This is a genomic window from Pseudomonas baetica (assembly GCF_051216495.1).
GTDB classification, from domain to species: domain Bacteria; phylum Pseudomonadota; class Gammaproteobacteria; order Pseudomonadales; family Pseudomonadaceae; genus Aquipseudomonas; species Aquipseudomonas baetica_B.
In genome coordinates, this window is sequence record NZ_JBPKAM010000013.1 from 69,056 (window position 1) to 87,330 (window position 18,275).

20 protein-coding genes are annotated in these 18,275 nt (G+C 61.1%); 17 read left to right on the forward strand and 3 right to left on the reverse strand.

Annotation, left to right across the window (positions count from 1 at the left end; translation table 11 throughout):
- Window positions 1–15: 15 nt before the first annotated feature.
- Entirely contained in the window at window positions 16–1,479 is a 1,464-nt protein-coding gene (gene selO, locus ACSFE6_RS07540; protein ID WP_435427012.1) for a protein adenylyltransferase SelO, read from the forward strand.
- Window positions 1,480–1,485: 6 nt separating this feature from the next.
- Here the strand turns inward: selO and ACSFE6_RS07545 are convergent, their stop codons facing one another.
- Together ACSFE6_RS07545 and ACSFE6_RS07550 are read right to left on the reverse strand one after the other, a co-directional pair.
- Window positions 1,486–1,887: a helix-turn-helix domain-containing protein gene (locus ACSFE6_RS07545; RefSeq protein ID WP_435427013.1), complete on the reverse strand. Its 402-nt coding sequence runs from the start codon at window positions 1,885–1,887 to the stop codon at window positions 1,486–1,488.
- A 2-nt stretch (window positions 1,888–1,889) separates the two neighbouring features.
- Window positions 1,890–2,180, reverse strand: a complete 291-nt coding sequence (locus ACSFE6_RS07550) for a type II toxin-antitoxin system HigB family toxin (RefSeq protein ID WP_435427014.1) — start codon at window positions 2,178–2,180, stop codon at window positions 1,890–1,892.
- A 193-nt stretch (window positions 2,181–2,373) separates the two neighbouring features.
- Here ACSFE6_RS07550 and trxC point away from each other — a divergent pair, with 193 nt between their 5' ends.
- Entirely contained in the window at window positions 2,374–2,808 is a 435-nt protein-coding gene (trxC, locus tag ACSFE6_RS07555) for a thioredoxin TrxC (protein WP_435427015.1), read from the forward strand.
- A 131-nt stretch (window positions 2,809–2,939) separates the two neighbouring features.
- On the opposite strand, the gene ACSFE6_RS07560 is transcribed toward trxC, so the two are convergent.
- Window positions 2,940–3,710, reverse strand: coding sequence for a ParA family protein (locus ACSFE6_RS07560; protein ID WP_435427016.1), 771 nt, complete (start codon window positions 3,708–3,710; stop codon window positions 2,940–2,942).
- A 316-nt stretch (window positions 3,711–4,026) separates the two neighbouring features.
- Between ACSFE6_RS07560 and ACSFE6_RS07565 the strand changes: the two genes are divergently transcribed.
- The 15 genes from ACSFE6_RS07565 to ACSFE6_RS07635 all read left to right on the forward strand — a co-directional run bounded on the left by ACSFE6_RS07565 (window position 4,027) and on the right by ACSFE6_RS07635 (window position 18,177).
- The gene (locus tag ACSFE6_RS07565; RefSeq protein WP_435427017.1) at window positions 4,027–4,752 is read left to right on the forward strand and encodes a beta-ketoacyl synthase chain length factor; all 726 of its coding nucleotides are present in this window, start codon (window positions 4,027–4,029) and stop codon (window positions 4,750–4,752) included.
- Entirely contained in the window at window positions 4,728–5,540 is an 813-nt protein-coding gene (locus tag ACSFE6_RS07570; protein WP_435427018.1) for a lysophospholipid acyltransferase family protein, read from the forward strand. Before ACSFE6_RS07565 ends, ACSFE6_RS07570 begins: the two co-directional genes overlap by 25 nt.
- A complete protein-coding gene (locus tag ACSFE6_RS07575) occupies window positions 5,518–5,793 on the forward strand; it encodes a phosphopantetheine-binding protein (protein WP_175387804.1) in 276 nt (91 codons plus the stop codon). The genes ACSFE6_RS07570 and ACSFE6_RS07575 overlap by 23 nt, the downstream gene beginning before the upstream one ends.
- A 9-nt stretch (window positions 5,794–5,802) precedes the next feature.
- Complete coding sequence (locus ACSFE6_RS07580) at window positions 5,803–6,057, forward strand: acyl carrier protein (protein ID WP_090328312.1); 255 nt, start codon at window positions 5,803–5,805, stop codon at window positions 6,055–6,057.
- A complete protein-coding gene (locus tag ACSFE6_RS07585; protein WP_435427019.1) occupies window positions 6,054–6,599 on the forward strand; it encodes a hypothetical protein in 546 nt (181 codons plus the stop codon). Before ACSFE6_RS07580 ends, ACSFE6_RS07585 begins: the two co-directional genes overlap by 4 nt.
- The gene (locus ACSFE6_RS07590) at window positions 6,596–8,275 is read left to right on the forward strand and encodes an AMP-binding protein (protein ID WP_435427020.1); all 1,680 of its coding nucleotides are present in this window, start codon (window positions 6,596–6,598) and stop codon (window positions 8,273–8,275) included. Before ACSFE6_RS07585 ends, ACSFE6_RS07590 begins: the two co-directional genes overlap by 4 nt.
- 155 nt (window positions 8,276–8,430) lie before the next feature.
- The gene (locus ACSFE6_RS07595) at window positions 8,431–9,165 is read left to right on the forward strand and encodes a glycosyltransferase family 2 protein (protein WP_435427021.1); all 735 of its coding nucleotides are present in this window, start codon (window positions 8,431–8,433) and stop codon (window positions 9,163–9,165) included.
- Window positions 9,162–10,103: an LpxL/LpxP family acyltransferase gene (locus tag ACSFE6_RS07600; RefSeq protein WP_435427022.1), complete on the forward strand. Its 942-nt coding sequence runs from the start codon at window positions 9,162–9,164 to the stop codon at window positions 10,101–10,103. The genes ACSFE6_RS07595 and ACSFE6_RS07600 overlap by 4 nt, the downstream gene beginning before the upstream one ends.
- The gene (locus ACSFE6_RS07605; protein WP_435427023.1) at window positions 10,084–11,628 is read left to right on the forward strand and encodes an HAL/PAL/TAL family ammonia-lyase; all 1,545 of its coding nucleotides are present in this window, start codon (window positions 10,084–10,086) and stop codon (window positions 11,626–11,628) included. Before ACSFE6_RS07600 ends, ACSFE6_RS07605 begins: the two co-directional genes overlap by 20 nt.
- The gene (locus ACSFE6_RS07610) at window positions 11,621–12,046 is read left to right on the forward strand and encodes an acyl-CoA thioesterase (RefSeq protein WP_435427024.1); all 426 of its coding nucleotides are present in this window, start codon (window positions 11,621–11,623) and stop codon (window positions 12,044–12,046) included. Before ACSFE6_RS07605 ends, ACSFE6_RS07610 begins: the two co-directional genes overlap by 8 nt.
- Complete coding sequence (locus ACSFE6_RS07615) at window positions 12,043–12,741, forward strand: outer membrane lipoprotein carrier protein LolA (protein WP_435427025.1); 699 nt, start codon at window positions 12,043–12,045, stop codon at window positions 12,739–12,741. Before ACSFE6_RS07610 ends, ACSFE6_RS07615 begins: the two co-directional genes overlap by 4 nt.
- Window positions 12,725–15,064, forward strand: coding sequence for an MMPL family transporter (locus tag ACSFE6_RS07620; protein WP_435427026.1), 2,340 nt, complete (start codon window positions 12,725–12,727; stop codon window positions 15,062–15,064). Before ACSFE6_RS07615 ends, ACSFE6_RS07620 begins: the two co-directional genes overlap by 17 nt.
- The gene (locus ACSFE6_RS07625) at window positions 15,061–16,221 is read left to right on the forward strand and encodes a sodium:proton antiporter (RefSeq protein WP_435427027.1); all 1,161 of its coding nucleotides are present in this window, start codon (window positions 15,061–15,063) and stop codon (window positions 16,219–16,221) included. Before ACSFE6_RS07620 ends, ACSFE6_RS07625 begins: the two co-directional genes overlap by 4 nt.
- Window positions 16,208–17,455 (forward strand): NAD(P)/FAD-dependent oxidoreductase, encoded by a 1,248-nt coding sequence (locus ACSFE6_RS07630; protein WP_435427028.1) that lies wholly within the window; start codon window positions 16,208–16,210, stop codon window positions 17,453–17,455. Before ACSFE6_RS07625 ends, ACSFE6_RS07630 begins: the two co-directional genes overlap by 14 nt.
- Entirely contained in the window at window positions 17,452–18,177 is a 726-nt protein-coding gene (locus ACSFE6_RS07635) for a class I SAM-dependent methyltransferase (protein WP_435427029.1), read from the forward strand. The genes ACSFE6_RS07630 and ACSFE6_RS07635 overlap by 4 nt, the downstream gene beginning before the upstream one ends.
- Window positions 18,178–18,275: the final 98 nt, after the last annotated feature.

Genomic DNA, 18,275 nt, shown 5'->3' on the forward strand with positions numbered 1-18,275 from the left:
TGCTGGAGCCGGCCTTTGAAAGCCCTCGACGAACTGACCTTCGATAATCGCTTCGACCGCCTGGGCGATGCGTTTTCCGCCCATGTGCTGCCCGAGCCGATCGACAATCCGCGTATGGTAGTTGCCAGCCCCGCCGCCATGGCGTTGCTGGACCTCGACCCGTCGGCGGCCGAAACCCCGGAGTTCGCCGAGCTGTTCAGCGGCCACAAGCTCTGGGCCGACGCGACCCCGAGGGCGATGGTCTATTCCGGTCACCAGTTCGGCTCCTACAACCCGCAGTTGGGCGATGGGCGCGGTCTGTTGCTGGGCGAGGTGTACAACGAGGCTGGCGAGCATTGGGACCTGCACCTCAAGGGTGCCGGGCAGACTCCCTTTTCGCGCATGGGTGACGGGCGGGCGGTGCTGCGGTCCTCGATCCGCGAATTCCTCGCCTCCGAAGCCCTGCATGCGCTGAACATCCCGACCACCCGGGCACTGTGCGTGATTGGCTCCGACACGCCGGTCTGGCGCGAGAAACAGGAACGCGCGGCCATGCTCCTGCGTCTGGCACCAAGCCATGTGCGTTTCGGACATTTCGAATACTTCTACTACACCAAGCGCCCCGAGATGCAAAAGGTGCTTGGCGACCACGTACTCGCCATGCATTTTCCTGAGTGTCTTGAACAGCCGGAACCCTATCTGGCGATGTTCCGCGAAATCGTCGAGCGCAATGCCGAATTGATCGCCAAATGGCAGGCTTATGGCTTCTGCCACGGCGTAATGAACACCGACAACATGTCGATCCTGGGCATTACCTTCGACTTCGGCCCCTTCGCCTTCCTTGACGACTTCGACGCTAACTTTATCTGTAACCACTCCGATGACCGGGGTCGCTACTCCTTCAGCAATCAGGTGCCGATCGGTCAATGGAACCTCAGCGCCCTGGCCCAGGCCCTGACGCCATTCATTAGTGTCGAGGCCCTGCGCGAAACCCTCGGTTTGTACCTGCCGCTGTTCCAGGCCCATTACCTGGACCTGATGCGCCGTCGCCTGGGCTTCACTACCGCTGAAGACGATGACCAGCAATTGCTGGAGCTACTGCTGCAACTGATGCAGAACAGTGGCGTCGACTACAGCCTGTTCTTCCGTCGACTCGGTGAAGAGTCACCAGTGGCGGCCATGCAGCGTCTGCGCGATGACTTCGTCGACCTCAAGGGCTTCGATGCCTGGGGCGAGCGCTACGTCGCCCGGATCAATCGCGAAGGCACGCTTGACCAGGACCAGCGTCGCCAACGGATGCATGCCGTTAACCCGCTGTACGTCCTGCGCAACTACCTGGCGCAAAACGCCATCGACGCCGCAGAAAAAGGCGACTACTCGGAGGTTCGCCGGCTGCATGCTGTGTTGTGCAACCCGTTCGAGGAGCAGCCTGGGATGGAAAGCTACGCGCAGCGGCCACCGGAGTGGGGCAAGCATTTGGAGATCAGTTGTTCGTCGTGAGGCGACTCAAATAAAGACGTCCACTGGCACATTGAATCGCTCGGCCAACCAGCGGATCTGCCGCAGGTTGAGCTGGCGTTTTCCGCTCAGGATCTCGGAAACAACCGACTGAGGGCCGACACCTGGCAGGTCGCTTTGAGTCAATCCGTGTTCGCGCATCATGTAACCAAGCACTTCGGCACCAGTGGCTTCGGGCATAGGGCGATGCTTGTGATCCCATTCCTCAATCCAGTCACCGATGATATCCACCAAACTCATCAGAGGATGCGACTCGTCAACTCCGGTCATCTCGAGTAACTCGTCGAGTGCCAGCACCAGCGCATCATAGTCGTCTTCGTTTTTGGGTTTACGCAGCAATGGCGATACGAACTCCCAATGCTCAGCCGCGTTTTTGATCAGAACGCTCATGTTCATCCCTCCTTCCATTTACCGCGGTCATACTCGCGGTGATCCAGCACATGTTTGATGTAGATTTTTTGATGCGGATATCGAACATAGGCGATCAGCCGTAATTTGTTACCGCAAATATCGAAAACGTGAAACTCATAGACCTTGTCGGTTGCGGGAAATGAAGATTTCATTTCCGCAAAATCCCTTGGCTTGACGCGCTTTGCGGTTCGATACCACTGGTCCAGTGCGCCGGCCGCTTGCGGCCATCTTTCCTTGGCGTCCCAGATTCGTTTTTCGGAAAACACTCGCATGCAATATCCTTATCGCATTCTGCTATGGGGAGTTAATCACAGATCAAAAATATCGCAAGTTGCGATATTCAGCGACAGACCAGCGGTCTGACCCAGCAGGACTCAGCCTAGTTTTATCGCCAGACACTGCGCGATTGAAATATGAGCAAACGTCTCCAACTAGGTGCTATCAGCTTTCGATTGGATATCGCTCATGTCAGAACCACTCCTCATCCCCTGCCCCCACTGCAACGGCCTCAACCGCATCCCCGCCGAGCGCCTGAACGACCACCCAAAATGCGGCCGCTGCAAGTCCGATGTACTGCTGAACAAACCCTTTGACTTGAAGCAAGGCGACTACGCCAGCCAGATCAAGGGCGATCTGCCGCTGTTGGTGGATGTTTGGGCAGATTGGTGCGGGCCGTGCAAGTCGTTTGCGCCGGTGTTCGAACAGGCGGCGGGGCAGTTGGCGGGCAAGTGCCGGTTGGCCAAGCTGGACAGCGAGGCGAATCAGCAGTTGTCGGCGCAATTGGGGATTCGTTCGATCCCGAGCCTGATTTTGTTCAGGAATGGCCGGGAAGTCGCACGTCAGAGCGGGGCCTTCCCGTTGCCGCAGTTGATGAGCTGGCTGCGTAGCCAGGGGATTTAACGGCCGCGTTGATCGACCTGTGGGAGCGAGCCTGCTCGCGAAAGCGGAATGTCAGCCACTGATGTGTTGAATGTGCTGCCGTATTCGCGAGCAGGCTCGCTCCCACAATGGATCGGTTTCAACAGCAGAGATCAGGCGTTTTCCAGCAGGTTATGCAGCTCGACAAACTGCTGCGTCAGCTTGTGCCGCGGGTCGAGGTGGATCAACGGTATGTTCGCCTGGTGAGATTCGCGCATGCGTACCGAACTGCCCAGATACACCGGCAGTACCGGCAAGCCTTCGGCAATCAATTCGTCGAGCATTTGCTGGGGCAGGCTGGCGCGGGCCTGGAACTGGTTGACCACGATACCTTCGACCGCCAAACCTTCGTTGTGGTCATCCTTTAACTCGTCGATCTCCGCAAGCAGGCCGTAGAGCGCCTGACGCGAAAAACTGTCGCAATCGAAAGGAATCAGCACGCGATCTGCAGCAATCAGCGCTGAAACAGCATAAAAATTCAATGCTGGCGGCGTATCGAGGTAAATCCGATCGTAGTCTTCGTCGAGTTCTTCCAGCAACTTTCGCAGCTTGTTGATCTTGTGCTTGGCTTCAAGCTTGGGCTGCAAATCCGCCAGCTCGGACGTGGCGGTGATGACATGAAGGTTGTCGAACGGGGTTTCGTAGATATCGACCTGGTTTTTCTTGGAGAAAGGCCCGGATGAGAGGGTCTGCTTGAAAAAATCGGCAATCCCCATCGGAATATCATTGCCGGTGAGTCCCGTCAGGTACTGAGTGGAGTTGGCCTGGGCATCGAGATCCACCAACAAGGTCCGATAACCCTCGCTGGCGCTGACCGCCGCCAGATTGCAGGCAATGCTGGATTTGCCCACGCCACCTTTCTGATTGAACACCACGCGCCGCATGTCTAGACCTCCGTGTATCAAAGAATGACCGAGTGTAGTGGTCCACGGCATGGCTTAGCTACCTCCCTGGCTCGCGGACTACACAGTCATCGGTCACTTCCCGCGGAAATAGCGGCAAACTCGTCTGCAAGCCTCAACCAGAGCCGACAGACGGCCCGTTTGCAATGTGAATAATTGGCAAACACTCAATTTTTTCGATCTGGTCGGTACAACTCGCTGTGCAAAATGTAACCAGCATTTGCTACACGTTCCCGGCACCGGGATAATGCGCACCACTCGGCGCCAAGCGCCACGTAGGCCCGCAGGGGCGGGATGAATGTCTGTGATCAATTTCAACATCGCCCAGTGGCGCGCGTGGGCCCCGGGGCTCGAAAGCGTGGACGATTGGCTGGCCTGGAGCCGACAACCGGTCGAGCTGCCGGTCAGCGATGCGGCTCCCGACGTGTCGTTTCTGCCTGCCATGCAGCGCAGACGCCTCAGCCGACTGGCGCGGATGGCATTCAGTGTCGGCTGGCCATTGGCCGAGGGACGCCAGGACCTGCCGCTGGTCTTTGTTTCCCGCCACGGCGAAACCCCGCGCACCTTCGACATACTCAGCGATCTGGCTGCCGATCAGCCACTGTCACCGACCCAGTTCAGCCTGTCGGTACATAACGCGATCATCGGCCTTTGGTCGATCATGCGTGGCGAAACCAGCGAAATGACGGCCCTCGCTGCTGCCGGTGACGGTCTTGAAAACGGCATGCTGGAGGCGGTGACCCTGCTTAATGAAGGCGCGCCCGCGGTGTTGCTGGTGGTGACCGAAGAACAACCGCCCGAGGCTTACTCGGCCTGGATCGACGATGTGCCATTCCCTTATGCCGTCGGCCTGCTGATCACGCCTGGCAATGACTGGCAGTTGTCCCTGAACAGCCCCACGGATGCGTTGTCCAAATCCCGCTGGCCGCACGCACTGAACTTGTTGCGAATGCTGTTCGGTCAGCAAACCCACTGCCAACATGCCTGGAAAAATCGTGTATGGACCTGGCAACGCAATCCGTGACCGAAAAGAATCGCGACGCCTATTACTGGCGCCTGCTGGCCACCGCCGCGAGCTTCGCCCTGTTCGGGCTGGGCGGGCTGTTCCTGCGCCTGGTGGTTTTCCCGCTGCTGAGCTGCCTGCCGGGCGATGCAGAGGCCCATCGGCTGCGCGCACGGCAAACCGTCAGTCGCTGCTTCTGGTTTTTTGTCCGATTCATGGCCCGCGCCGGCGTGCTGACCTACGACATCCAGGGTGCGGAAAAGCTGGGACGACCCGGGCAGATGATCATCGCCAATCACCCGTCGCTGATCGACGTGGTGTTTCTGATCGGCCTGGTACGGCACGCCAACTGCGTGGTCAAGCAAAGCCTTTGGGAGAACCCGTTTACCCGCAGCCCGCTGCGCCGTACCGAATACATCAGCAACGACGGCAGCATGGACATGCTCGATGCCGCCGCCGACGCGCTCAAAAGCGGCCAGACCCTGATCATCTTTCCCGAAGGCACCCGCACCCAACCGGGCCAAGCGCCGGCCTTTCATCGGGGGGGAGCGGCAATTGCCGTGCGGGGTGCGAAAATCCTCACCCCGGTCGTGATCAAGGTCAAACCGACCACATTGACCAAGGCCGAACCCTGGTATCGGATCCCAAAACGCCGCGTGCACTTCAGTTTTCGTGTTGGCGCCGATATAGACCCACAGGCCTTCGCCGCGCTGGGCCCGGCCCCTCAGGCCTCGCGCAAGCTCAATGATTATCTGCATTCTTACTTTATTAAGGAGCTCGCCGAAGATGAGCGATCTGAACACTCATAACCTGGTGCTGGAAATCAAAGACCTGATCATCGAAGCCCTCGGCCTCGAAGACATCAGTGCCCAGGACATCGGCGACGACCAGACGCTGTTCGGCGAAGGCCTGGGCCTGGACTCGGTGGACGCCCTGGAGCTCGGCCTGGCCATCCAGAAAAAGTACGGCATCAAGATCGATGCCGACGCCAAGGACACTCGTAATCACTTCAGCAACGTGGCGAGCCTTGCGGCGTTCGTCACTGCAAAACAGGCAGCTTGAGACCGGACCATGCAAACTCGTGACGACATTTTCAATACATTGCGCGATGCCTTGGTCGAGCTGTTCGAGCTGGACCCCCAGCGGGTGAGCCTCGAATCCAACCTGTACCAGGACCTGGAAATCGACAGCATTGACGCGGTCGATCTGATCGATCACATCAAACGTCAGACCGGCAAGAAAATCGCTGCCGAGGAATTCAAATCGGTGCGTACCGTCAGTGACGTGGTCGAGGCGGTCTACCGTCTGGTTCAACCGGCCGCATGAGTCGATTGATCGGCCTCGGCCTGCTGTTGGCGGGCCTGCTGTACCCCTTCGCGGTGTATTTCGGCATGGAGCACTTTGCGCCGTGGCAGTTCGGTCTGTTGCTGGGCAGCCTGTGGCTGGCGCGGGTACTGACCGGCAAACGACGACCCGGCAGCGTGTGGATGGCCATGGTGGCCATTGTTTTTTGCCTGTTGCTGGCGCTGTTCGACAGCCCGGCGCTGTTGCGCTGGTACCCGGTATTGATCAGCGGCTTCATGCTGGCGCTGTTTGGCGGGAGCCTGATTTACGGCCCGCCGGTGGTGGAGCGTTTGGCCCGTGTGCGTGAACCGGATCTGCCGGACGAGGGCATTCGCTACACCCGCCAGGTGACCATCGCCTGGAGCGTGTTTTTTCTCTGCAACGGCTTGTGCGCCGCCGCCCTGACGCTTTGGGCACCGCTGAGCTGGTGGATGGTGTACACGGGGCTGATTTCCTACGGATTGATAGGCCTGATGTTTGCCATCGAGCTGCTCATACGAATACGGGTACGAGGCCGTATATGAATTGGATAAAACTTGAGCACCTGCTGCTCAAGGCCCAGCCGGAGCGCGCCGTAACGGCCGAACCTGCGATGAATCATACGCAGCTGTGCGAACGGGCCCTGAGCCTGGCCGCCGCCCTGCAAGCCAAGGGCGTGCGGCGCATGGCCGTGCACCTTGAAGATGCCGCTGACTTGGCGATTGCCCTGCTCGGCGCCTGGCGTGCCGGCGTCGGTGTTTTGTTGCCGGCAGACCTCCAGCCCCACACTCGCCAGCGCTGGTCGAGCGAAGTCGACCTGTGGCTCACCGATCAGCCCGACGACCACCATCTGGACGGTTTCCAGCATCCGCCATTGGCCGCTGAAGCGCTGGATCCGAATCGCTGCTCGCTGAGCCTGTGCACCTCTGGCTCCAGCGGCGAACCCAAACGCATCGAAAAGAATCTGCGCCAACTGGTCAACGAAGTCGAAGCCCTGGAGCGGCTATGGGGGGCCGACCTGGGCCCTGCGTGCATCATCGGTAGCGTCGCCACCCAGCACATATATGGCCTGCTGTTCCGGGTGCTGTGGCCGCTGTGCGCCGGTCGCCCGTTCGTACGCAAGCAATTGGCCTTTCCAGAAGACCTGCAACGCGCCAGCCGCGAATACCCGGCATTTGCCTGGGTTGCCAGCCCGGCGCTGCTCAAGCGGATGGGCGACAACCTCGACTGGCCGGCCTTGAGTGCGGTGCGTCGGGTGTTTTCTTCAGGTGGTGCCTTGCCGGCCGAGGCGGCGCAGAGCCTGCACGAGCGCCTGCATCAATGGCCGACCGAAATCTTCGGCAGCTCGGAAACCGGTGGTATTGCCTGGCGCCAAGGGCAAGATCTGTGGCAGCCCTTCGCCGACGTCGAGCTAAGCCAGGACAATGACGGCGCGCTGCTCATCGCCTCGCCCTACTTGCCCGCCAACCATGTCGAACACACTGCCGATGCTGCACGAATCGCAGCCGATGGTCGCTTCGAACTACTCGGACGACTGGACCGGATTGTCAAACTGGAAGAAAAACGCATCTCGCTGCCCATGCTGGAGCAGGCGCTGGCGGCCCATGATTGGGTCGCCGAAGCACGGCTCGGTGTCGTCCAGGAGAACCGCGCCTCTCTGGGCGCCCTGCTGGTCCTGACCGATGCCGGGCTGCACGCTCTGCGCAATCAGGGTCGACGCTCGCTCACGGAGCAATTGCGCCAACACCTGAGCCAGCATTGCGAAGTCATTGCCCTGCCACGGCGCTGGCGCCTGCTGCGGCAAATGCCGCTGAACGCTCAAGGCAAACTGCCCCAGGCAGACGTCGAAGCGCTGCTGCTGGCGCCGCGTCCCAAGGCACCGCAAGTGCTGGAGCAAGTCGAAGCCGAGGGCGAGTGGAGCCTGCAACTGGCCGTGCCACCGGACCTGGCCTATTTCAGCGGCCACTTCCCGCAGGCTCCGGTGCTGCCGGGTGTGGTGCAGGTGGAGTGGGCGATGAGCCTGGGCCAGCAATTGATGAACCTGCCGGAAAAATTCGCCGGCATGGAAGTGCTGAAGTTCCAGCAATTGGTGCGTCCAGGGGATGAAGTTCAATTACACCTGCGTTTCGACCCGACCCGCAGCAAACTGTATTTCGCCTATCGCAATGAAACCGCCACCTGCTCCAGCGGGCGGATTCTGCTGGAGGCGGCGCATGCATAACCTGTGGCGCAAGGACTTTTTGTGGCGAGGGAGCTTGCTCCCGCTCGAGTGCGAAGCACTCGCCATGAAGTCGGTGCCGGATGGATTTGGGTCTGCTTCGCAGCCCAGCGGGAGCAAGCTCCCTCGCCACAAGGGTTCTTTGCAGGCTTCCAATCATGCATAACCCCTGCGCCGTCATCCCGGTCTACAACCATGAAACCGCGATCACCACCGTGGTCGATGCGCTGCTCGCCAGCGGACTGCCCTGCATTCTGGTGGACGACGCCAGCGACAGGCCCTGCGCCGAGGTGCTGGATCAACTGGCCCTGCGCGACAAGATCCACCTGATCCGCCTCGCCACCAACCAGGGCAAGGGCGGTGCAGTGATGACCGGCCTGCGTGAGGCATCGCGACTGGGCTTCAGTCATGCCTTGCAGGTGGACGCCGACGGCCAGCACGACCTGCAAGACGTTAAACGCTTTATCGAACACTCACGCAGCCATCCCGAGGCCTTGATCTGCGGTTATCCGCAATACGACGCCAGCGTGCCGAAAGGCCGCTTGTACGCCCGCTACCTGACCCACGTCATGGTCTGGATCAACACCCTGTCGCTGCAAATCCGCGACTCGATGTGCGGGTTCCGCGTCTATCCGTTGCCACCGGTTCTGGCACTGATCGACAGCGCGAAGATCGGCAAGCGCATGGATTTCGACTCGGACATTCTGGTGCGCCTGGCCTGGCGCAACCAGCCGATGAAGTGGCTGCAAACCCGGGTTCATTACCCGCTGGATGGTGTTTCGCATTTTCGGATGTTCCATGACAACGTGTTGATTTCGAGCATGCACACCCGGCTGTTCTTCGGCATGTTGCTGCGCTCGCCCCTGATCCTCTGGCGACGGTGGCGAACATGAACGCCGACAAGCAGCATTGGGCCGACCGCGAGGAGCGCGGCAGCTTCTGGCTGATGAAGTTCACGGCGTTCGCCGCCAAAGTGCTCGGACGCCGACTGTTGAGCCCATTGTTGTATGGCATCGTGCTGTACTTTTTCCTGTTCGGTCGCAGCGCCCGCCACAGTGCCTGGCAGTACCAGCGGCGGCTCGCCGACTGGAGCGGTCGCAACGCATTGCGCCCAACCCATTGGCGGGTGTTCGGTCAGTTCATGGCCTTCGCCGACTCCATGCTCGACAAGCTCGACGTGTGGAACGGCAAGCTGAGCATCGAGCAGATCGAAATCATCGACCCGGCCCTGCTGCGCAACCAATTGCGTGGCATGCGCGGGCAGATGCTGGTGGGGGCGCACCTGGGCAACCTGGAGGTCTGTCGCGCGCTGGCGGAGATCGGCGAGAAGGTGACGATGAACGTGCTGGTGCACACCAAGCACGCCGAGCAGTTCAACCGTTTGCTGGGCGAAGCCGGGGCCACCAATCTGCGCCTGATTCAGGTCAGTGAACTGGACCCGATGATCATGTTGCAACTGCACGAACGCCTGGAGCGCGGCGAGTGGCTGGCGATTGCTGGCGACCGTGTGCCGCTGCATGGCGGGCGCAGCGTGACGGTGGATTTCCTGGGCCACCCGGCCCGTTTTCCACAAGGGCCCTGGCTGCTGGCCGGCCTGCTCAAATGCCCGGTCAACCTGCTGCTGTGCCTGAAGAAACCCGACGGCGATTACCGTCTAACCCTGGAACCCTTCGCCGAGGTGATCACCTGGAAACGCAGCGATCGCGAGCAGGTCATTCATCAGTGGGCTTGCCGCTATGCCGAACGCCTGGGTCACTATTGCCTCGAAGCACCTCAACAATGGTTCAACTTTTACCCATTCTGGAAGACCGATGACGACGCCAATGCTTGAGCCGGTAACCTTCGGCGAACGCCCTTTGCGCATTGAAGACGTGCTGGCCCTGGCCAACCGCCAGGTGCCGACGCAGTTGCAGGACGACGCCGCGTACCGCGAGCGCATCGCCAAGGGTGCACGATTCCTCGACTCCCTGCTGGACAAGGAAGGCGTGATCTATGGCGTGACCACCGGTTATGGTGATTCCTGCGTGGTGGCGGTGCCGCTGCATCACGTCGAGGCGCTCCCGCAGCACCTGTTCACCTTCCACGGCTGCGGACTGGGCAAGCTGCTCGACGCCCAAGCCACCCGCGCGGTGCTGGCGGCGCGGTTGCAGTCGCTGTGCCATGGTGTTTCCGGAGTGCGCGTGGAACTGCTGGAACGCCTGCAAGCGTTCCTTGAGCACGACATTCTGCCGCTGATTCCCGAGGAAGGCTCGGTCGGCGCCAGCGGTGATCTGACGCCACTGTCCTATGTTGCCGCGACCCTGTCCGGCGAACGCGAAGTGATGTTCCGCGGCGAACGCCGTCAGGCCGCCGATGTGCACCGCGAACTGGGCTGGCAGCCACTGGTCCTGCGTCCGAAGGAAGCCCTGGCACTGATGAACGGCACGGCGGTGATGACCGGTCTTGCCTGCCTGGCCTACGCCCGCGCCGATTACCTGCTGCACCTGGCCACCCGCATCACCGCGCTGAACGTCGTCGCGCTGCAAGGCAATCCGGAACACTTCGACGAGCGCCTGTTCGCCACCAAACCGCATCCGGGGCAAATGCAAGTCGCCGCGTGGTTACGCAAGGATCTGGCCATCGACGCACCGACCGCGCCGTTGCACCGCTTGCAGGACCGCTACTCCCTGCGCTGCGCCCCTCACGTCCTAGGCGTTTTGGCGGACAGCCTGAATTGGCTGCGTTCGTTCATCGAGACCGAACTCAACAGCGCCAACGACAATCCGATCATCGACGCCGAGGCCGAGCGCGTGCTGCACGGCGGGCACTTCTATGGCGGTCACATCGCCTTTGCCATGGACAGCCTGAAAAACCTGGTGGCCAACGTCGCCGACTTGCTGGATCGCCAACTCGCGCTGCTGGTGGACGAACGCTATAACCATGGCCTGCCGAGCAACTTGTCGGGCGCCAGCGCCGAGCGGGCGATGCTCAACCACGGCTTCAAGGCCGTGCAGATCGGCGCCAGTGCCTGGACCGCCGAAGCGCTTAAAAACACCATGCCGGCCAGCGTGTTTTCCCGCTCCACCGAATGCCACAACCAGGACAAGGTGAGCATGGGCACCATCGCCGCCCGTGATGCGATTCGCGTGCTGGAGCTGACCGAACAGGTCGCCGCCGCTACCTTGCTGGCCGCTAACCAGGGCGTGTGGCTGCGTGGACAAGCCGAAGATGCGCGGCCGTTGCCACCGGCCCTGGCCGCCATGCACGAGGAACTGGCCAAGGACTTCCCGCCAGTCATCGAAGACCGCGCACTGGAAGGCGAACTGCGCCTGTGCCTGAAACGCATCGCCGAACAACACTGGAGGCTGCATGCGTAGCAAGGGAGTGCTCCACACCGATACGGAAATCCTCGTGCCGTTCTTTGACGTCGACAGCATGAACGTCGTCTGGCACGGCCATTACGTGAAATACCTGGAAGTCGCCCGCTGCGCGTTGCTGGACAGGATCGGGCACAACTACGCGGCCATGTCCGAATCGGGCTATGCCTGGCCAGTGATCGACCTGCAACTGCGATACGTGCGTGGCGCAGTATTTGGCCAGCGACTGAACGTGCGCGCCAATCTGGTGGAGTGGGAGAACCGTCTGAAGATCAACTACCTGATCAGCGATATGCAAACCGGTGAGCGATTAACCCGCGCCGTTTCCGTGCAGGTCGCCGTCGATATGAGCAGCCGCGAGATGCAACTGGCTTCGCCGAAGGTCTTCACCGAGGCTGTCGAGAGGGCCCTGCCATGATTTCCTGCCGCCCCCCTGTAGGAGGGAGCTTGCTCGCGATGAACGCAAGGACACCGCGGGGCATCAAGCTTCCCGCGTTATCGTTGACGTCCATCGCGAGCAAGCTCGCTCCTACAGTTTTTTGCGTGCTGCTGGGTATTCCAGGGCTGGCCCAGGCTTTCGATCTGCAACAACTCAGCGATCAACTGGCCAAACCCGAAGTGATACACGGCAACTTCATCCAGGAAAAACACCTGCGCGCCCTGCCCCAGCCGCTGACCAGCAAGGGCACTTTCGTCCTGGCGAAAAACCACGGCTTGCTGTGGCTGCTGAAAACCCCGTTGCAACAGGATTACCGCATCACCGCCAAGGGCATTGCCCGACGTGACACAAGCGGCTGGCAGATGTTGCCGAACAAGAGCGCCGGTGCCGAGCAGAACCGCTTGTTCCTCGCCGTACTGCAAGGCGACAGCAGTGGGCTGCAACGGGATTTCGAGTTGTCGCTGGCCGGCGAAGCGCTGGACTGGAAGTTGACGCTGGTACCGCGTTCGTTGCTGCTCAAGCAGGTGTTCAATCAGATCAACATCACGGGCGGCGAGCTGGTACACAGCATCGAACTGCTGGAAACCCAGGGCGACAGCACCCTGTTGCGCATGCAGGACAGCACCAGCACCCAACCGTTGAGCGATGCGGAGCAACATGACTTTGCCGAGTGAACGGATGCTGCCGCGGCTGTTCCTGATCCTGCTGCTGGCGGTCCTGGCGCTCGCCGGTTGGCAGTGGCGCGACGGCGCACCGCTGTCGGCCAACCTGATGGAACTGGTGCCCGGCACCGCCCCGGACGCCCTGGAACTGCGCGCCGAACAGCGCATGCAGGAACCGCTCAACCGCGAAATGCTGGTGCTGGTCGGCCACACCGACCGCCAGCAAGCCATCGCCATGGCGCAGAAACTGGGTGATCAGTGGCAAGCCAGCGGCCTGTTCGAAAAGGTCCAGTGGAACCTGCAAGCCGACTTGCCGGCGTTGCGCACGCAACTGTTGCAAGGTCGCCTGGCGATGCTTTCGCAGGAAGATCGCCGACAACTGATCGAGCACCCCGATGCCTTCATCCAGCAACGGGTCCAAGCCCTGTTCGACCCGTTCACCGGTTTCAGCCTGGTGCCGAGCCAGGACGATTGGCTGGGCCTGACCGGGCGCATCCAGAGCAGCCAGCCGCAGCGCGGTTCGGTGCAACTGGACATCGGCAGCGGTGCCTTGATCGCCGACGCTGACGGCAAGAGCTGGGTGCTGCTGCGCGCGCGTACCACCGGCAACGCCTTCGACATGAACCTGCCATTGCAAGTGGATGACCTGCTCCAGCACAGCCGCGAAGAAGCCGCCGAGTCCGGTGTGCAATTGCTGGCGGCCAGCGGTCTGCTGTATGCCGCCAACGGCCAGAAACAGGCTTCCCGCGAAATGACCTGGGTCGGTGGCGGTGCCACGGCGGGGATTCTGTTGCTGCTGTTGCTGGCCTTCCGTCGTTGGCGCGTGCTGCTGGCCTTCGTTCCGGTGCTGGCGGGTATGTTGTTCGGCGCGGTGGCCTGCGTGGCGCTGTTCGGCCACATGCATGTGATGACCCTGGTGCTGGGTTCGAGCCTGATCGGCGTCGCCGTCGACTACCCGCTGCATTATCTGTCCAAGAGCTGGAGCATGAAGCCCTGGAACAGCTGGCCGGCCCTGCGCCTGACCTTGCCGGGGCTGACCCTGAGCCTCATCACCAGCGCCATCGGCTACCTGGCGCTGGCCTTTACCCCGTTCCCGGCGCTGACCCAAATTGCGGTGTTCTCCGCCGCCGGCCTGCTCGGCGCCTACTTGTCCGCCGTTTGCCTGTTGCCGGCACTGCTCAAGGGCCTTGAGCTGCGCCCGGCGCAGTGGCCGTTGAAGGTGTCCACGTATCTGTTGGGACGTCGTGAAGCACTGCTCAAGCACCTGAGCACACCCGTATTACTGGCGCTGCTGATTGCCTTTTGCGCCGGTGGCCTGTTGCAACTCGAGACGAAAAATGACATCCGCCAGTGGGTAGGCGCGCCTCGACAACTGACCGACGAAGCGCAAACCATTGCACGGATCACCGGTTACCAACCCACCAGCCAATTTTTCCTGGTGCAAGCCGCCGATCAGCAGCAACTGCTCGAACGCCAGACCGCGCTGAGCGAACGCCTGGATCAACTGGTCAACCTGGAAAAACTTCAGGGTTACCTGTCGCTCAATCAGTTGGTCAGCCCGCCGAGCGAACAACGCAAGGTGCGCGAAGCATTGAACAAGCTGCCGCCGTTCTGGCAGCCGTTGCTCGATGTCGGCGTTCCGGTCGAGGCGCTGCAAGCCGAATTGACGACATTGCAGGCACTGCCCGTCGAAGACATCGACGCCGCGCTGGCCGGCCCCTTGGCCGAGCCTTATCGCCTGTTGTGGCTGGGGCCGACCGATGACGGCGTGGCCGCGATGGTCAGTCTGCAAGGCCTGAACAATCCGTCGCTGTTGCGGGTCCAGGCCGAAGACTTACCCGGCGTGAAACTGGTGGATCGGCTGGGCGAGTTGAACAACGTGTTTGCTGCGACCCAGATCAGTGCCGCCGAGCTGAAACTCGCCTCCTGCGTGCTGATCGTGCTGGTGCTGATCCTGCCCTTCGGGGTCGGCGGTGCATTGCGCATCGTGTCCCTGCCGTTGCTGGCGGCACTGTGCAGCCTGGCCACTCTTGGTTGGCTGGGGCAACCGTTAACCCTGTTCAGTCTGTTCGGCCTGCTGCTGGTGACGGCCATCAGCGTCGACTACGCAATCCTTATGCGCGAACAGGTGGGCGGCGCCGCCGTGAGCCTGCTGGGCACCTTGCTGGCGGCATTGACCACCTGGCTGTCGTTCGGCCTGCTGGCGGTGTCGAGCACGCCGGCGGTGAGTAATTTCGGCCTGTCGGTCAGCCTGGGTCTGATATTCAGCTTCATGCTCGCCCCTTGGGCCGGTCGCCAGGCGCATGCGGCGACGGTCGCGGAGCCGACAGCATGATGATCGCTCTGTTCTGGGCGATGGCCCTGCTGCTGTTCGCCGTGGCAACCCGGCTCGGTCGCCACGTCGGCTTGATCCCGATCGTCAGCCAGTTACTGTTGGCGACCGTTGGCTTGCCGCTGCTGATGTACTTCTGGATCGAACCGCAATGGCAATTGAGCGGTGCGGCGCTGGTGTCGCCGGTCTGGCTGAAAAACCTCTACAGCCTGAGTTTCGCACTGTTGCTGGGCTATATCCTCAGCGACGTGATCGACCTGAAACTGGACCGCCAGAGCCTGAAAATTGCCCTGCCGAGTTTCTGCATTCCGTTTACCTGTGGCCTCGCCACGGCCCTCTGGCTGCTGCCGCCGCAGCCGTGGCTCAGTTCTCTGGCAGTGGGTCTGCTGTTTGCCATTACCGCGATCCCGGTGCTGTACCTGTACCTGCGGCATATCGATTACCCAACCACCGCGACCCGGCGACTGGTGCAAACCGCAATCCTCATCGACCTCACCTGCTGGACCCTGTTCGCCATCGCCCAAGGCACCCTGCACCTGAGCAGCCTGCTGCTGCCGCTGGCCGGCGCCTGCCTGCCGGTGTTGCTGAGACTGCTGGGCCTGCGTCAACTGTGGCTGTACAGCCTGGGCTTTTTCGCCCTGCTGATGGTGGCTGAACACTACAAGCTCAATGCGCTGATTTTCGGTATCGGTTATGTGTTGATCATGGCCGCGCTGAAGGCACCGCTGGTACTGCCGTTACCGGCGATCTGGATGAGCCGTTTGCAGACCTACCTGGCGATTCCGCTGATCCTCACGTTCGGCATCGTGCAGATCAACGTCCACAGTGCGATTGACAGCCTGGGCTGGGTGCAACTGGCGGCGCTGCTGCTGTTGCCGATTGCCAGCAAATTGATGGGCAATTGGTTCGGCCTTACGTGGGCTGGCGACTCGTTCCAGGGTGCCAGTCGCTGGCGAGAGAGCGTGCTGCTGAACATTCGTGGCTTGAGCGAAATCGTGTTTCTCAACCTGCTGCTGCAACAACAGCTCATCAGCCCCGCACTGTACTTTGCGCTGATGCTGATGGGCTTGGTCGCAACACTGCTGCCGGCACTGGCCGGCATGCACCGGATTCCCCTGAACGCTGCCGCCCCGGCAAGGAGCCCCCATGCCAACCGTTGAAACGGAACGTCGCCAGATCGTGATTATCGGCGCAGGCCCTTCGGGTGCCATTGCCGCCGCGCTGCTCAAGCGCAAGGGCCACGATGTGCTGGTGATCGAGCGCCAGCATTTCCCACGGTTTTCCATCGGCGAAAGCCTGTTGTGCCATTGCCTGGATTTCGTCGAAGAGGCAGGCATGCTCGACGCCGTCAACGCCGCCGGTTTCCAGCTGAAAACCGGTGCTGCGTTTGCCTGGGGCGAGCAGTACAGCACCTTCGATTTCAGTGAAACCTTCACCGACGGCAAACCGACGACCTTCCAGGTGCAACGCGCCGATTTCGACCAGTTGCTGGCCGATCAGGCGGCACTGCAAGGCGTGGAAATCCGCTATGGCGAAACCATCGTCAGCGTCGACATCGAGCCAGGCAAACCGTGGTTGGAAGTACGTCGCGAGGACGGCAGCGAGTACCGCATCGAAGCGGATTTCATGCTCGACGCCAGCGGCTATGGGCGCGTCCTGCCACGCCTGCTCGACCTCGAGGCACCGTCGAACTTCCCGGTGCGCCAGGCAGTGTTCACCCACGTCGAAGACCAGATAGACCATCCGGGTTTCGACCGAACCAAGATCCTCGTCACCACCCATCCGACCCAGCGCGATGTCTGGTTCTGGACCATCCCGTTCAGCAACGGGCGTTGTTCGGTGGGCGTGGTGGCCGCCATGGAACACTTCGAGGGCCGCACCGACAACCTTGACGACTGCCTGCGTGGCTTCATTGACGAAACCCCAAGCCTGGCCGGCGTGCTGGAAAACGCCGTGTGGGATACGCCGGCGCGAACCATTGGCGGTTACTCGGCCAATGTCAAAACCCTGCACGGGCCGGGTTTTGCGCTGCTGGGCAATGCGGCGGAATTCCTCGACCCGGTGTTTTCCTCCGGCGTCACCATCGCCATGCGTTCGGCGAGCATGGCGGCCGAGGTTCTGCACCGCCAGCTGCAGGGCGAAGCCGTCGACTGGCAACGGGAATTCGCCGAACCGCTCAAGCGCGGGGTCGATACCTTCCGTTGCTATGTCGAAGGCTGGTACGCAGGGACCTTCCAGGACGTGATTTTCCACGAGGGCAGCTCACCGGAAATCCGCCGCATGATCAGTTCGATCCTGGCCGGATACGCCTGGGACGAACGCAACCCGTTCGTCAGCGAGGCCAAGCGTCGGTTGAAGGTGATTTCAGAACTCTGTGCAAGGAATGCATCTTGAGCTATTTAAGCGATAACTACGTCGAAGAAACCCGTTTCGGCTTGTGGTTCCTGCGCAGCCGCACTTGGCAGCACTATGTGCTGCGCGTGGCGATCAACGATTTGCGCAGCTTGTTCAGCGAAGCCCCTCCGAGCCACCCGGTGCTGCTTGATGCTGGCTGCGGTCAGGGCAAGTCGTTCCAGCTCCTGCGTCAGACTTTCATGCCCGGACGTCTGATTGGCGTGGATGCCGACCCATACAGCCTGAACCGCAGCGGTGCAGAAGCGGTCAATCAGGGTATAAAAGTAGAGTTGATCGGCAGCGATTGCGCGAACCTTCAGGTACCGGATGCCAGTGTCGACCTGCTGTTCTGTCATCAGACCTTCCACCATCTGGTGGAGCAGGAGCAGGCTCTGGCCGAGTTCTACCGCGTACTCAAGCCTGGCGGTTATCTGCTGTTTGCCGAATCCACCGAGGCTTACATTGATACCTGGGTCATTCGCTGGCTGTTCCGCCACCCGATGCAGGTGCAGAAAAGCGCGGCGCAGTACCTGGAAATGATTCGCCGCCAGGGTTTCGAATTCGGTGCACAGAACGTGTCTTATCCTTATTTGTGGTGGAGCCGCGCCAAGGACTTCGGGCTGCTGGAACAGCTGGGCGTGTGCAAGCCAAAACCCTTTGGCCAGCGGGAAGAGACCCTGGTCAATGTGGTGGCGCGCAAGCCGCTGGAAGGTGCTGTTTGATGTTCATCGCCCGTCGACTGAAGCACTCAACCTGTGGGAGCGAGCCTGCTCGCGAAAGCGGTACATCTGTCAATAAATATGTTGAATGTGATGCCCTC

Coding starts and splice junctions, on each gene's coding strand:
- ACSFE6_RS07545 (WP_435427013.1), bottom strand. CDS start 1,887: ATGAGCGTTCTGATCAAAAACGCGGCTGAGCATTGGGAGTTCGTATCG.
- ACSFE6_RS07550 (WP_435427014.1), bottom strand. CDS start 2,180: ATGCGAGTGTTTTCCGAAAAACGAATCTGGGACGCCAAGGAAAGATGG.
- trxC (WP_435427015.1), top strand. CDS start 2,374: ATGTCAGAACCACTCCTCATCCCCTGCCCCCACTGCAACGGCCTCAAC.
- ACSFE6_RS07560 (WP_435427016.1), bottom strand. CDS start 3,710: ATGCGGCGCGTGGTGTTCAATCAGAAAGGTGGCGTGGGCAAATCCAGC.
- ACSFE6_RS07565 (WP_435427017.1), top strand. CDS start 4,027: ATGTCTGTGATCAATTTCAACATCGCCCAGTGGCGCGCGTGGGCCCCG.
- ACSFE6_RS07570 (WP_435427018.1), top strand. CDS start 4,728: ATGGACCTGGCAACGCAATCCGTGACCGAAAAGAATCGCGACGCCTAT.
- ACSFE6_RS07575 (WP_175387804.1), top strand. CDS start 5,518: ATGAGCGATCTGAACACTCATAACCTGGTGCTGGAAATCAAAGACCTG.
- ACSFE6_RS07580 (WP_090328312.1), top strand. CDS start 5,803: ATGCAAACTCGTGACGACATTTTCAATACATTGCGCGATGCCTTGGTC.
- ACSFE6_RS07585 (WP_435427019.1), top strand. CDS start 6,054: ATGAGTCGATTGATCGGCCTCGGCCTGCTGTTGGCGGGCCTGCTGTAC.
- ACSFE6_RS07590 (WP_435427020.1), top strand. CDS start 6,596: ATGAATTGGATAAAACTTGAGCACCTGCTGCTCAAGGCCCAGCCGGAG.
- ACSFE6_RS07595 (WP_435427021.1), top strand. CDS start 8,431: ATGCATAACCCCTGCGCCGTCATCCCGGTCTACAACCATGAAACCGCG.
- ACSFE6_RS07600 (WP_435427022.1), top strand. CDS start 9,162: ATGAACGCCGACAAGCAGCATTGGGCCGACCGCGAGGAGCGCGGCAGC.
- ACSFE6_RS07605 (WP_435427023.1), top strand. CDS start 10,084: ATGACGACGCCAATGCTTGAGCCGGTAACCTTCGGCGAACGCCCTTTG.
- ACSFE6_RS07610 (WP_435427024.1), top strand. CDS start 11,621: ATGCGTAGCAAGGGAGTGCTCCACACCGATACGGAAATCCTCGTGCCG.
- ACSFE6_RS07615 (WP_435427025.1), top strand. CDS start 12,043: ATGATTTCCTGCCGCCCCCCTGTAGGAGGGAGCTTGCTCGCGATGAAC.
- ACSFE6_RS07620 (WP_435427026.1), top strand. CDS start 12,725: ATGACTTTGCCGAGTGAACGGATGCTGCCGCGGCTGTTCCTGATCCTG.
- ACSFE6_RS07625 (WP_435427027.1), top strand. CDS start 15,061: ATGATGATCGCTCTGTTCTGGGCGATGGCCCTGCTGCTGTTCGCCGTG.
- ACSFE6_RS07630 (WP_435427028.1), top strand. CDS start 16,208: ATGCCAACCGTTGAAACGGAACGTCGCCAGATCGTGATTATCGGCGCA.